At 72.5% G+C, this 13,567-nt stretch carries 12 protein-coding genes; 1 reads left to right on the top strand and 11 read right to left on the bottom strand.

The features are described from left to right. Positions 1-40: 40 nt before the first annotated feature. The 11 genes from ACIBEA_RS18945 to ACIBEA_RS18895 form a co-directional block, all read right to left on the bottom strand. Positions 41-985, bottom strand: coding sequence for an AAA family ATPase (locus ACIBEA_RS18945; protein WP_399262262.1), 945 nt, complete (start codon positions 983-985; stop codon positions 41-43). A gap of 50 nt (positions 986-1,035) precedes the next feature. After that, positions 1,036-1,479, bottom strand: a complete 444-nt coding sequence (gene aroQ, locus ACIBEA_RS18940) for a type II 3-dehydroquinate dehydratase (protein WP_399262260.1) — start codon at positions 1,477-1,479, stop codon at positions 1,036-1,038. Further along, positions 1,476-2,567, bottom strand: a complete 1,092-nt coding sequence (gene aroB / locus ACIBEA_RS18935) for a 3-dehydroquinate synthase (protein ID WP_399262258.1) — start codon at positions 2,565-2,567, stop codon at positions 1,476-1,478. Before aroB ends, aroQ begins: the two co-directional genes overlap by 4 nt. Then, on the bottom strand, positions 2,564-3,082 hold the full coding sequence (locus ACIBEA_RS18930; RefSeq protein WP_399262256.1) for a shikimate kinase: 519 nt from the start codon (positions 3,080-3,082) through the stop codon (positions 2,564-2,566). The genes aroB and ACIBEA_RS18930 overlap by 4 nt, the downstream gene beginning before the upstream one ends. Then, entirely contained in the window at positions 3,079-4,263 is a 1,185-nt protein-coding gene (gene aroC / locus ACIBEA_RS18925; protein ID WP_399262254.1) for a chorismate synthase, read from the bottom strand. Before aroC ends, ACIBEA_RS18930 begins: the two co-directional genes overlap by 4 nt. A 191-nt stretch (positions 4,264-4,454) precedes the next feature. Next, positions 4,455-5,279: a shikimate dehydrogenase gene (locus ACIBEA_RS18920; protein ID WP_399262252.1), complete on the bottom strand. Its 825-nt coding sequence runs from the start codon at positions 5,277-5,279 to the stop codon at positions 4,455-4,457. A 7-nt stretch (positions 5,280-5,286) separates the two neighbouring features. Then, entirely contained in the window at positions 5,287-6,984 is a 1,698-nt protein-coding gene (mltG, locus tag ACIBEA_RS18915; protein WP_399262250.1) for an endolytic transglycosylase MltG, read from the bottom strand. A gap of 231 nt (positions 6,985-7,215) precedes the next feature. After that, positions 7,216-7,686: a Holliday junction resolvase RuvX gene (ruvX, locus tag ACIBEA_RS18910; protein WP_399262248.1), complete on the bottom strand. Its 471-nt coding sequence runs from the start codon at positions 7,684-7,686 to the stop codon at positions 7,216-7,218. Between the two features lie 2 nt (positions 7,687-7,688). Next, entirely contained in the window at positions 7,689-10,358 is a 2,670-nt protein-coding gene (alaS, locus tag ACIBEA_RS18905) for an alanine--tRNA ligase (protein ID WP_399262246.1), read from the bottom strand. Beyond that, complete coding sequence (locus tag ACIBEA_RS18900; protein WP_399262244.1) at positions 10,358-10,720, bottom strand: DUF6167 family protein; 363 nt, start codon at positions 10,718-10,720, stop codon at positions 10,358-10,360. Before ACIBEA_RS18900 ends, alaS begins: the two co-directional genes overlap by 1 nt. A gap of 7 nt (positions 10,721-10,727) precedes the next feature. Further along, the gene (locus tag ACIBEA_RS18895) at positions 10,728-11,177 is read right to left on the bottom strand and encodes a DUF948 domain-containing protein (RefSeq protein ID WP_354381474.1); all 450 of its coding nucleotides are present in this window, start codon (positions 11,175-11,177) and stop codon (positions 10,728-10,730) included. A 136-nt stretch (positions 11,178-11,313) separates the two neighbouring features. On the opposite strand from ACIBEA_RS18895, the gene ACIBEA_RS18890 reads away from it, so the two are divergent. Then, entirely contained in the window at positions 11,314-13,551 is a 2,238-nt protein-coding gene (locus tag ACIBEA_RS18890) for an ATP-binding protein (RefSeq protein ID WP_399262242.1), read from the top strand. Positions 13,552-13,567 lie beyond the last annotated feature (16 nt).

Genomic DNA, 13,567 nt, shown 5'->3' with positions numbered 1-13,567 from the left:
AGCGCGTCCGGACGGGGTGCGCGGCCGCCCTAGGCCGTGGTCACCAGCTGGCGGGGGTCGAGATGGCGCGGGCCAGGACCTCGTCGAGGGCGCGGGCGGTGCCCTCCACGTCCAGGTGGGAGTTGTCGATGATGGGCAGGCCGGAGCCGTACCAGCCCGCCATCCGGCCGTGGATCCGGGCGACTTCCTCGTCGGAGAGGCGGCGGTTGCCGGAGCGGGCCGCGTTGCGCTCCAGGACGATCTCCAGGCCGGGCAGCAGGACCACCGGGAGCAGCCCGGGCCCCACGTGCCGCTTCCAGCCGCCCAGGCCCACCACGGGCCGGTCGGGGAAGACCGCGTCGTCGAGGATGCAGGAGATCCCGTTGGCCAGGAAGTTGCGGGCGGCGAAGCCGCAGGTGCGGCGGGCGAGCCGGTACTGGGCCTCGGAGTGGTCGTTCCAACCGGCCTGCGGGTCGGCGAAGCCCGAGCAGACCCACTCGCGGACGTCGTCCAGGCTGATGTGCGCGGTCGGCACCTGCCGGGAGCCCGCCCAGTGCCGGGCCACGGTGGTCTTGCCGGCGCCGGCGGGGCCGATGAGCAGGACGGCGAGGGTGGCCACGCCCGTGCCGGGGGCGGGCGGCGCGGCCGCCGGCAGCGGGATGTGCCCGGTGGCCTCGGGTACGGGCGCCACCACCGCGCCCGGTACGTAGCCGGGCCGGCGCGGCGCCCCGTGCGGCGCGGGCACGGGGGCGGGATGCGGCGGAGCGGGCGGGCCCGCGGGGTGCACCGGACCCGCGTGGTGCGGCGGAGCGGGCGGAGCCGGCGGGTGCGGCGGGCCGGCCGGATGCGGCGGGCCCGCGTGGTGGCGCGGCGGCCCCCCGGGGTGCGACGGGTGCGGCGGGCCGGCAGGCGGCGGGGCCCAGCCGGTCACGGGGGCTATCGGCGGCTGCGCGGGGGCGGCCGGATGCTGTCCCGGCTCGCCCCATCCCCCCACTCCGTGCTGCATCCGCTGCCACTCCGTCTCGTTCAGGCGAGGACTGATGCGAGAACGTTATCTCAGGCCGCGGGCAGTTCCTCCGCCAGCGCGTGCAGCGCGAGCCGGTAGGAGCCCAGTCCGAAGCCCGCCACGGTCCCGGTCGCCACCGAGGCGATGACCGAAGTGTGCCGGAATTCCTCACGGGCGTACGGGTTCGAGATGTGCACCTCGATCAGCGGCGCGGTGCGCTGCGCCGCCGCGTCCCGCATCGCGTAGGAGTAGTGCGTGAAGGCGCCGGGGTTGATGACCACCGGGATCTTCCCGTCGGCGGCCTCGTGCAGCCAGCGCACCAGCTGGCCCTCGTCGTTGGTCTCGCGGACCTCGACGTCGAAGCCGAGCTCCCGGCCGAGGCTCTGGCAGCTCTCGACCAGCCCCGCGTACGAGGTGGCCCCGTACACGTCGGGCTCGCGGGAGCCGAGCCGGCCCAGGTTCGGGCCGTTCAGCACGAGCACCTTGCGGCTCACGCGGACACCTCGCCGTAGGCCGCGATCAGCACGGCCGGGTCGGGGCCCTCCAGGACGGTCGGCTTGGCCAGCCCGTCCAGGACGATGAAGCGCAGCAGGTCGCCGCGGGACTTCTTGTCGACCTTCATGGTCTCCAGCAGCTTGGGCCACTGGTCGCCGCGGTAGGTCAGCGGCAGGCCCACCGAGGCGAGCACGCTCTTGTGCCGCTCGGCGGTCGCGTCGTCGAGCCGGCCGGCGAGCCGGCCCAGTTCGGCGGCGAAGACCATGCCGATCGACACGGCGGCGCCGTGGCGCCACTTGTAGCGCTCGTTCTTCTCGATCGCGTGGGCCAGGGTGTGGCCGTAGTTGAGGATCTCCCGCAGGCCCGACTCCTTGAGGTCGCTGGAGACCACATCGGCCTTGACCTGGATGGAGCGCACGATCAGCTCGGCGGTGTGCGGGCCCTCGGGGGTCCGGGCCGCCTGCGGGTCCCCCTCGATCAGGTCGAGGATCACCGGGTCGGAGATGAATCCGGCCTTGATGATCTCGGCGAGGCCGCTGACGTAGTCGTTGACGGGCAGCGAGTCGAGGGCCGCCAGGTCGCAGAGCACACCGGCGGGCGGGTGGAAGGCGCCGACGAGGTTCTTGCCCTCGGCGGTGTTGATGCCCGTCTTGCCGCCCACGGCCGCGTCGACCATCGCGAGGACGGTCGTCGGCACCGCGATCCAGCGCACGCCGCGCAGCCAGGAGGCCGCGACGAAGCCCGCGAGGTCGGTGGTGGCGCCGCCGCCGACGCCGACGATCACGTCGGTGCGGGTGAAGCCGGACTGCCCCAGGGCCTTCCAGCAGTACGCCGCGACCTCGATGGTCTTGGCCTCCTCGGCGTTCGGCACCTGGATGGCGACCGCCTCGTAGCCCTGGGCCGCGAGGTCGTCGCGCAGCGCCTCACCCGTGGAGGCCAGCGCCTCGGGGTGGATCACCGCGACGCGCTGCGCCTTCGTGCCGATCAGGGTGCCGAGCTCGCCGAGCAGCTGCCGGCCGACCAGCACGTCGTAGGCGTCGTGCCCGGAGCTCGCGCCGACCTGGATGCGCGTCACCTGGTCTGTCATACGTCCTTCAACTCCAGAGCGTCGAGGACCGCCTGGGCGACCTCTGCGGGGGTGCGGTCGTCGGTGGCCACCACGACGCGCGCGACTTCGGTGTACAGGTGGCGGCGCGCGTCCATCAACTCGCGCCACTGGCGGCGCGGGTTGACCGCGAGCAGCGGGCGGGCCGCGCCGAGGCCGACCCGGCGGACCGCCTCGTCGATGTCCATCGACAGGTAGACGACGGGCAGCCCGGCGAGCAGGGCCCGGGTGCCGTCGTCGAGGATCGCACCGCCGCCGAGGGCGAGGATCCCGGTGTGTCCCGCGAGGGCGTCGGCCACGGCCGCGCGCTCCAGGCCGCGGAAGTACGGCTCGCCCTCGTCGACGAAGAGCTCCGCGATCTCCCGGCCCTGCGCCGCGACGATGTCGGCGTCCGTGTCCCGGTAGTGCACGCCGAGCCGTTCGGCGAGCAGCGCCCCCACCGTGGACTTGCCGGACCCCATCGGTCCGACCAGGACGACCAGGGGGCCGCCGGTCACCGGATCTGCAGGTTGTCGAGGTACGACCGGACATTGCGGCGGGTCTCGGTCACCGAGTCGCCGCCGAACTTCTCCACGACGGCGTCGGCCAGCACGAGGGCGACCATCGCCTCGGCGACGATGCCCGCCGCGGGGACGGCACACACGTCGGAGCGCTGGTGGTGGGCGACCGTCGCCTCGCCGGTGGCCACGTCGACGGTCGCGAGCGCGCGGGGCACGGTCGCGATCGGCTTCATGGCGGCCCGTACGCGCAGCAGCTCGCCGGTGGTCAGTCCGCCCTCGGTGCCGCCGGAGCGGCCGGAGGTGCGCCTCAGGCCCTCGGAGGTGGAGACGATCTCGTCGTGGGCCTGGGAGCCCGGGACGCGGGCCAGGTCGAAGCCGTCGCCGACCTCGACGCCCTTGATCGCCTGGATGCCCATGAGCGCGGCGGCGAGCCGCGCGTCGAGGCGGCGGTCCCAGTGCACGTGCGAACCGAGGCCGACCGGGACACCGTAGGCGAGCACCTCGACGACGCCGCCGAGCGTGTCGCCGTCCTTGTGGGCCTGGTCGATCTCCGCGACCATCGCCTTCGACGCGTCGGCGTCGAGGCAGCGCACCGGGTCGGCGTCGAGCTTCTCGACGTCCGCGGGGGTCGGGTAGACGCCGTACGGGGCCTTGGCGGCGGCCAGTTCCACCACGTGGGAGACGATCTCGATGCCCGCGGTCTCCTTGATGAAGGACCGGGCGATGGCACCGAGGGCGACGCGGGCGGCCGTCTCGCGGGCGCTGGCGCGCTCCAGGATCGGGCGGGCCTCGTCGAAGCCGTACTTCTGCATGCCCGCGAGGTCGGCGTGGCCCGGGCGGGGGCGGGTCAGCGGGGCGTTGCGCCCGGAGCCCTCCAGCTCGGCCGGGTCGACCGGGTCGGCCGACATGACCTTCTCCCACTTGGGCCACTCGGAGTTGCCGACCATGACGGCGACCGGGGAACCGAGGGAGAGACCGTGGCGGACGCCGCCGAGGAAGGTCACCACGTCCTGCTCGAACTTCATCCGGGCACCGCGGCCGTATCCGAGCCGGCGGCGCGCCAGGTGGTCGGCCACCAGTTCGGTGGTGACCGGAACGCCGGCGGGAAGCCCCTCCAGCGTCGCTACCAGCGCCGGTCCGTGCGACTCCCCGGCGGTCAGCCAACGCAACCTGCTCAACGATGCTCCTCATGCTCGCGCCTGGCACAGCTAAGGCGCGACCGGGTGCGCCGTCCGGGCCCGCCACCCCCGATCCTCCCACGTCCGGGCCGATGTACCGGCCCCCGGTCCAGCTATCGGACGCCACTGTGGCAGGTCGGGGCGGGTACGGACGGGTACAGGCGGTTACGGGCCCACCGCCCCGGATGGATCTACCGGGCGGCCAGGGCCCGTTCCCCGGCGGCCCGCATCGCGGCGAGCGGGCCGGGAGAGCGGCCGGTCATCCGCTCGACCTGGAGGACGGCCTGGTGGACCAGGAGGTCGAGACCGCCGACCAGCTGCCCGCCGCGCCGCGACCAGGCCGCCGCGAGTGCGGTCGGCCAGGGGTCGTAGAGCACGTCGAAGAGGGTGCCCGGTCGCTCGGGGACCGCCGTGGCCAGGGCGTCGGTCGCCCCGGCGGGGGTGGTCGCGATCACCAGCGGCGCGCCCAGGGCCTCGGCCGCGGCCGACCAGTCGGCCGTGTGCACGGGCACGCCGAGCCGCTCGCCCCACCGGCGCATCTCGGCGGCCCGCTCGGCGGAGCGGACGTACGCCGTGACCTCGCCGGAGCAGATCCGGGAGAGGGCGGCCAGCGCGGAGGAGGCCGTGGCCCCCGCCCCGAGGATGGCGGCGGTCGGGACCCGCTCCACGCCCCGCTCGCGCAGCGCGGCGAGGATCCCGGGGATGTCGGTGTTGTCGCCGACCTTGCGGCCGTCCTCGGTGAAGACGACCGTGTTCACCGCCTCCACGGAGGCGGCGGTCTCGCTGACCTCGTCGAGCAGCGGCATGATCGCCCGCTTGAGCGGCATGGTCAGCGACAGCCCGGCCCACTCGGAGCCGAGCCCCGCGAGGAATCCGGGGAGCGCGGCCTCGTCGGTCTCGAAGCGGTCGTATGACCAGTCGACGAGGCCCAGCTCCTGGTAAGCGGCGCGGTGCAGCACCGGTGAGAGGGAGTGCTCGATGGGCGAACCCAGCACCGCGGCCCTTATCCGTGACATGTTCCCGCTACCCACCGCTCTGCTGTTGCTTCTTCTGTGCCTGTCGTGCGTTGAACTCCTCGACGAGCTTGTTGTGCTCGGCGAGGGTCTTGGTGAAGCTGGTCTTGTTCCCGTCGACCGAGACGAAGAACATCCAGCCGTCCTTGTCCGGGCTCAGCACCGCGTTGAGCGCGTCGATGCCCGGGTTGCTGATGGCTCCGGGCGGCAGGCCCTTGACCTTGTAGGTGTTGTACGGGTCCTCGATGGAGCGCGTCTCGTCGCGGGAGACGTTGATGTTGCTCGTGCCCTTGATGTAGTTGATCGTCGAGTCGAATTCGAGGCGCTGCATGGTGACGTTGTTCGTCGGCTTGAGGCGGTTGTAGATGACGGCCGCCATCTTGCGGTAGTCCTCGTGCTTGTTGCCCTCGGCCTGCACCAGGCTCGCGACCGTGACCACTTCCAGCGGGGACTTGAGGCCCAGGTCCTTCGCCTTGCCCTCGATGCCGAGCGCCCCGTACTTCTCCGTGGCGTTCTTGACCATCTTCTTGAGCAGGTCCTGCGGGGTGATGCCCGTCGTGAGGTCGTAGCGCGCCGGGTAGAGGAACCCTTCCAGCGGATCCTTGATGTTCTGCCCGTCCTCGGCCCAGGCGGGCAGGCCGAGCGTCTTGACCTCGCGCTTGGCGAGCTCCGCGGTGGTGCCCTCCTGGAGCTTGAGCTTCTTGTCGATCGCACCGTAGACCTGCACGTTGCGCAGGCCCTCGGCGACGATGATCACGTTCAGCTTCGAGGGGTCGGACATGACCTCGACGACGGACTTCGCCGACATCTGCTTGCGCAGGGGGTAGAGACCCGGCTGGATCCCGCTGCCCTTGGGGTGCTCCTGGGCCGCGTTCACGAAGGCTTCGGCGCTGGCGACGACGCCCGCCTTCTCCAGGATGGCGCCCATCTGTCCCAGGGTCGCGCCCTTGGGGATCTCGACGTCGACCGAGGTGGTGCCCTCGCCCGTGTAGTCGTCGGCCATGCCGAGTTTCGCCTTAACGTACGAGAACCCGTAGTAGCCGACGCCGCCGACGGCGCCCACGATGACCAGGGCGGCGATCAGGCAGGCCGAGCCGGTGCGCTTGGTGCCCTTGCTCTTGCCGCCCTTGCCCTTGCCGCGGCCGCCGCGTCGTCCGCCGGACGGGGGCTCGTCCGCGTCGCCGCCGCCACCGGCCGCGAGGAGGGACTCCTCCTCCGGCTCGGCGACCTCGTCCTGCCACTCGGTGGAGGGCTCCGGGACGAGGTGGCGGCGGCCGGGGGGCTGCGGCGGCGGGTAGGCCGTGTCCGTGGCGTAGCCGTCCGGGGTCTCCCCCGGGTAGGCCACGGCCTGCTGGGCGTAGGGGTCCACGCCGTAGGGAACGGCCTGCTGGCCCTGGCCGGTGTCCCAGACCTGGTCCGGCTGGCCGTCGTACCCGGGCTGCTGCTGCGGGTGCAGTTGCTGCTGGGGCTGCTGCTGCATGGGGTACTGCTGCTGCTGGTGTTGCGGGTGCAGCTGCTGGGGGTGCTGCGGCTGCTGAAGGTGCTGCGGGTGTTCGGGCTGGTACTGCTGCGGCTGCCCCTGGTACTCCGCGGGGTACTGCTGCGGGTGCTGGGCGTACTGCGGCTGGGGCTGCTGCTGGTACTGCTGCGGCTGCCCCTGGTACTGCGGCTCCTGCGGATACTGCTGCTGGCCGACGGCGTAGGGCACCTGACCCTGTTGGGCCTGGTGCCCGGCCCACGCCGGGTCCCCGTAGAGAGGGTCCTCTGGGTGCCACGGTTCAGGGCCGGAGCCCCGTCCATACTCGGTCATCGGTCCCCTAGAGCCGCGAGACGGAGGCAGCGGCTGCTTGTGGGCCGCGGCACCCGGTTCCGCCTCAGAAGTGGTGGGCGACGGCTGTTCGAATGCCGTCACATCGCGCGGAACGTTACCGTATCGCGATCAGACAACCACTTCGACGCACTCACCGGGCGGATTACCTGATACCCGTTCGGTCTCCAGAGCGTTCTGGAGGATGACCACAGCGGCCGCCTGGTCGATCACCGAGCGCCCCTTCTTGGCGTTGCGCCCCGCGGCCCGCAGGCCCTGGGCCGCGGTGACCGTGGTCATCCGTTCGTCCACCAGCCGCACGGTCACGGGCTTGATGCCCTTGGCCAGCTCGGTGGCGAAGGAACGGCACTTGGCCGCGGCCGGCCCCTCCCGCCCGCTGAGCGAGCGGGGGAGGCCGACCACGACTTCAAGGGGTTCGTACTCCGCGACCAGCTGCCGCAGCCGCTTGTGCGCGGCCGGGATGTCCCGTCCCGGCACGGTTTCGACCGGCGTGGCCAGCACCCCGTCGGGGTCGCACGAGGCGACCCCGATCCGGGCGTCACCGACATCGATCGCGAGGCGTCGGCCGCGGCGCAGCGTCATCGTCAGGCCGTCTCTCCGACGAGGCGCTCGATGGCGCCGATGGCCTCGCCGATGGCGTCCGGGTTCTGGCCGCCGCCCTGGGCGACGTCCGGCTTGCCGCCGCCACCGCCACCGAGGGTCTTGGCGGCCGTGCGCACCAGGTCACCGGCCTTGAGACCGCGCTCGCGGGCGGCCTCGTTGGTGGCGATGACGGTGAGCGGGCGGCCGCCCGCGACCGTGAAGAGGGCCACGACGACCGGACGGTCGCCCTGGATCCGGCCGCGCACGTCGAGGACCAGCTTGCGCAGGTCGTCGGCGCCGGTGCCGTCCGGCACCTGGCCGGTGACCACGGCGACGCCGCGGACGTCCTGGGCGCCGGCGGCCAGACCGGCGGCGGCCTGGAGCACCTTCTCGGCGCGGAACTTCTCGATCTCCTTCTCGGCGTCCTTCAGCTTGCCGAGCATGGAGGCGATCTTCTCCGGCAGCTCCTCGGGGCGGCCCTTGACCAGCTCCTGGAGCTGGGCGACGACCGTGTGCTCCTTGGCCAGGAAGTTGTAGGCGTCGGCGCCGACCAGGGCCTCGACGCGGCGCACGCCGGAGCCGATGGAGGACTCGCCGAGCAGCTTGACCAGGCCGAGCTGGGCGGTGTTGGCGACGTGGGTGCCGCCGCACAGCTCCTTGGAGAAGTCGCCGATGGTGACGACGCGCACGCGCTCGCCGTACTTCTCGCCGAACTCGGCGATGGCGCCCTGCTTCTTGGCCTCGTCGATGCTCATGACCTCGGCCGTGACGTCGAGCTCGCGCGACAGCACGTCGTTGATCTTCTGCTCGACGTCGGTGAGCACGCTGCCGGGGACGGCGTTGGGCGAACCGAAGTCGAAGCGGAAGCGACCGGGCGAGTTCTCGGAGCCGGCCTGGGCGGCCGTCGGGCCGAGGGCGTCGCGCAGCGCCTGGTGGGTCAGGTGGGTGGCCGAGTGGGCGCGGGCGATGGCCCGACGGCGCTTGATGTCGATGACGGCGTAGGCGGAGGCGCCGACCGTCACCTCGCCGACCTGGACGACACCCTTGTGCACGTGCACGCCCGGTACGGGCTTCTGCACGTCGCGGATCTCGACGACGGCGCCGGAGTGCAGCTTGATCCGGCCCTGGTCGGCGAGCTGGCCGCCGCCCTCGGCGTAGAACGGGCTGCGGTCCAGGACGATCTCGACCTCGTCGCCCTCGGAGGCGGCCGGCGAGGAGACGCCGTCGACGAGCAGGCCGACGATGGTGGACTCGCCCTCGGTGGAGCCGTAGCCGGTGAACTCGGTCTCGCCGGAGTTGTCGGCGACCTCGCGGTAGGCGGACAGGTCGGCGTGACCGGTCTTCTTGGCGCGGGCGTCGGCCTTGGCCTTGTCCCGCTGCTCCTGCATCAGGCGGCGGAAGCCCGGCTCGTCCACGCTGAGGCCCTGCTCGGAGGCCATCTCCAGGGTGAGGTCGATCGGGAAGCCCCAGGTGTCGTGGAGCAGGAACGCCTTGTCGCCGGCCAGGACCGAGCCGCCGGCGGCCTTGGTCTCGGTGATGGCGGTGTCGAGGATGTTCGTGCCGCCCTTGAGCGCCTTCAGGAAGGCGGCCTCTTCGGCGAGGGCGACGGTCTCGATCCGCTTGCGCTCGGTGGCCAGCTCCGGGTACTGGAGGCCCATCGTGTCGATGACGACGCCGATGAGGTCCAGGACGACCGGGCCGGTGGCGCCCATCAGGCGCATGTTGCGGATGGCGCGGCGCATGATGCGGCGCAGCACGTAGCCGCGGCCCTCGTTGCCGGGGGTGACCCCGTCGCCGATGAGCATGGCGGAGGTGCGGATGTGGTCGGCGACCACGCGCATCGAGACGTCGCTGTCCTTGGCCTGGCCGTAGCGGACGCCGGTCAGCTCGGTGGCCTTGTCCATGACCACGCGCAGGGTGTCGGTCTCGTACATGTTCTGTACGCCCTGCAGGATCATGGCGAGGCGTTCGAGACCGAGGCCGGTGTCGATGTTCTTCGACGGCAGGTCCCCGAGGATCGGGAAGTCTTCCTTGTTCTCACCGGCGCCGCGCTCGAACTGCATGAAGACCAGGTTCCAGATCTCCACGTACCGCTCGTCGTTGACGGCCGGGCCGCCCTCGACGCCGAACTCGGGGCCGCGGTCGTAGTTGATCTCGGAACACGGGCCGCAGGGACCGGGGACGCCCATGGACCAGAAGTTGTCCTTCTTACCCAGGCGCTGGATGCGCTCGGCGGGGACGCCGATCTTCTCGCGCCAGATCTGCTCGGCCTCGTCGTCGTCGAGGTAGACCGTGATCCAGAGCTTCTCGGGCTCCAGGCCGTAGCCACCGTCCGCCACGGAGCTGGTGAGCAGCTCCCAGGCGTAGGTGATGGCGCCTTCCTTGAAGTAGTCGCCGAAGGAGAAGTTGCCGCACATCTGGAAGAACGTGCCGTGGCGGGTGGTCTTGCCGACCTCTTCGATGTCCGGCGTGCGCACGCACTTCTGGACGCTGGTCAGCTTCGAGGCGGGAGGCTTGACCTCACCCAGGAAGTACGGCTTGAAGGGGACCATGCCCGCGTTGACCAGCAGCAGAGTCGGGTCGTCCGCGATGAGCGACGCCGAAGGGACGACGGCGTGACCGCGCTCCTCGAAGAAGCTCAGCCAGCGGCGGCGGATTTCAGCCGACTCCATCAGTGGTCCTCATTCCGGTTGTACGAAAACTTCGGTGGGTTGTTCCGGGGGTGCTTGCCGGGGCCCTGTTCGGCCCCGATGGCCCGCAGTCGCCGCGGCCCGGGAAGGGCGGTGACGTTGTCGGGCCGGTCCGGGTCCTGGTGCAGACCCAGTGCGTCGTTCAGCTCGTCCTCGCGCTGCGTCATTCCCGCTTTGACGTCCAGGGCGAAATCCTTGAGCCGGTGGCCCGCTTCGAGCGCCTTGTCGGCGGCCTGCGCGGCGAGGCTCTCGGGCGTCAGCTGCTTGAGCTTGCGGTTGACCTTGGTGGTGGCCCACACGCCGGCGGCTGCGCCTGCGGTGAACCAGAAGGTACGGCGGAACATCGCGGTCTCAGTCCTTCTGCTTCCGGCGCCGGGCCGCCGGTACGGTCCGCCCGACGATCACGGTACGCCTGGGTGTCCGCGCGGGCGCGCCGTTCGGGGCCGCTGCCGCCGCCTCCTTGCGCCCGAGCGCCTTGCGCACTCCGTAGCCGAAGGCCGCGACCTTGACCAGCGGGCCGCCGAAGGCGGAGGCCACGGTGCTGGAGAGCGCGGAGGCGTTGGAGGTGACTTCCTGGACGTCGCTGGCGATGGCGTCGACCCGGTCGAGCTGGGTGCGCGCGGAGCGTACGGTCATCGAGGCGTCCGCCAGCAGCGGGACGGCCTGCTCGGTCACCTCGGCCACCAGCTTGGTGGTCGCCCTCAGCGTCTGGGCCAGTCGCGCCAGCGCGAGCGCGAGGAACGAGACCAGGATCGCCCAGAAGACGGCCACGAGGATCCCGGCCACCTCACCACCGGACACTTTGCACCGCTCTCTGCGTGTTGAAAACTCGTCCCCCGACCCTATCGCGCCGGAGATCCGCAGCCCTACCGGAATTCGGAGGTCGAACCCGATCGCCTTGTACGGAGCGCATGCGGACCAGTACCCTCCGTGTCCCATGCGAGCACCCGACGACTCCCCCCGCACCACAGCGCCCCACGGCAATCTTCCCTCGGAGCTGAACGCCTTCGTCGGCCGGGGCCCGGAACTGGGCGAATTGGCGCGGCTGCTGGAGAACGCACGGCTGGTGACGGTGACCGGCGCGGGGGGCGTGGGCAAGTCCCGGCTGGTGCTCGCCGCCTCCCGCCGGGCGCAGGAACGCTACTGCGACGGCGTCTGGCTGGTCGAGCTGTCGACCCTGCGCGATCCCGCGCTGCTGGAACTGACGTTCGCCGAGGCCCTCGCGCTGACCGACCACACGACCCGCCCGCCCCGCACCGTGCTGGCCGAGCACCTGGCGCCGCGCCGGCTGCTGCTCGTCCTGGACGGCTTCGAGCAGCTGGTCGACGAGTGCGCGGAGCTGGTCCACGAGCTACTGCGCCGCTCCCCCGGCCTGTGCGTGCTGGCCGCCGGGCGGCGGCCGCTCGCGCTGGACGGCGAGCGGAGCTTCCCGCTGGCCCCGCTGGACGCCGACGACGCGCTGGCGCTGCTGGCCGACCGGGCGGTCGCGGCCGACCCCGGCTTCGCGGTCACCGGCGAGAACCGGGCCGCGCTCGGCGAGCTCTGCGCCCGGCTCGACGGGCTTCCGCTTGCGCTGGAGTTGGCGGCGGGGCGCCTGCGCACGCTCTCCCCGGCCCAGGTGGTGGTCCGGCTGGAGGACCGTTTCGCCCTGCTGACGGGCGGGGGGCGCGGGGCGCTCCCGCGGCACCGGGCGCTGCGGACCGCGATCGGGTGGAGCCACGAGCTGTGCACGGCCGAGGAGCGGCTGCTGTGGGCGCGGCTGTCGGTCTTCGCGGGCCAGTTCGACCTGGACGCCGCCGAGTACGTGTGCGCGGGCCCGGACCTGCCGGTCGAGGGCGTGCTGGACCTGGTCGGGGAGCTGCTCGCGCAATCCCTGCTGGTGCGCGAGCGGACCCCGGCGGGCGTCCGCTACCGGATGCTGGAGACCGTACGGATGTACGGGGCGGGCTGGCTGGAGTCGCTCGGCGACGCCGGGCGGCTGCGCCGGCGCCACCGCGACTGGTACATGGGCCTGGCGACCTGGTGCGAGCTGGACTGGTTCAGTCCGCGCCAGCACGAGGTGGCGGCCCTGGTGGAGACCGAGCTGCCCAACCTGCGGCTCGCGCTGGAGTGCTGCCTGGAGGAGCCGGACGAGCTGCACCTGGGCCAGTACCTGGCGGGGACCCTGTGGTTCTACTGGGCGGGCTGCGGCCGGCTCACCGAGGGGCGGCTCTGGCTGGACCGCGCGCTGGAGCAGGCCGAACGCCCGGGGACCGAACGCCCGGGGACCGAGCGCCCGGGAGCCGAGCAGGAACCGGCCCGACTGAAGGCCCTGTGGGTGCTCGGTTACGTGGCGGCCCTCCAGGGGGACGCCGTGGCCTCGATGAGCGCCCTGCACGAGTGCCTCGACGCGGCCCGGGCCGGCGGGAACCCGGTGGCCACGGCCTACGCGGTGCACCGGCTGGGCTGCCTGGCGCTGCTCTCGGACGACATGGTGCGGGCCGGGGAGCTGCTGAGAGCGGCGCTCGGGCACTACCGGGAGGTCGGGGAGCTGAACAGCAACGTCCTGATGTGCCAGGTGGAGCTGGCGATGGCCACGGCCTTCCAGGGGGACCTGCCGGGCGCGCTGGCCCTGTGCGAGGAGGCCCGGGAGATCTGCGAGGAGCGCGGGGAGCGCTGGGCGAAGGCGTACGCGCTGTACGTCCTCGCCTACGCGGCCCTGGACGCGGGCGGCGCGGCCGAGGCGCGGCGGCTGCTGAGCGAGTGCGTGACGATCAACCACGCCTTCCACGACCTGCTGGGCCTGGTGCTGGCGCTGGAACTGCTGGCGCTGGTGACGGTGACCGAGGGCGAGCCGGCGGAGGCCGCGGTGCTCCAGGGCGCTGCGGAGCCGCTGTGGGGCTCGGTGGGGCTGCGGCTCTTCGGCTCGGGCTACTTCAACGCGCCGCGCCTGATGTGCCAGGAGCGGGCGGGCGAGCTGCTGGGCGCCGAGCGGTACGCGGCCGGGGCCCGGCACGGGCGCGCCCTGAGCCTGGACGCGGTGGTGGAGCGGGCCCTGCGCGGGCCGGAGCCGCTGGCGGGGCAGGGCCCCGCGGGAAGCGAGGGCGGCGTACCGCGACCGCGCGGAACGGCGGAAAGCCCGCCCCCTCCCCCGAAGGGGAGCGGACGGGCTTCCGTCGAGACGAACAGCCTGTGAGGACCGCGCTCGCTGA

It is taken from the genome of Streptomyces sp. NPDC051555 (assembly GCF_044454405.1).
GTDB lineage: Bacteria > Actinomycetota > Actinomycetes > Streptomycetales > Streptomycetaceae > Streptomyces.
Note: the sequence above shows the minus strand (reverse complement) of the source record. Positions and strands in the feature narration are given on the sequence as shown.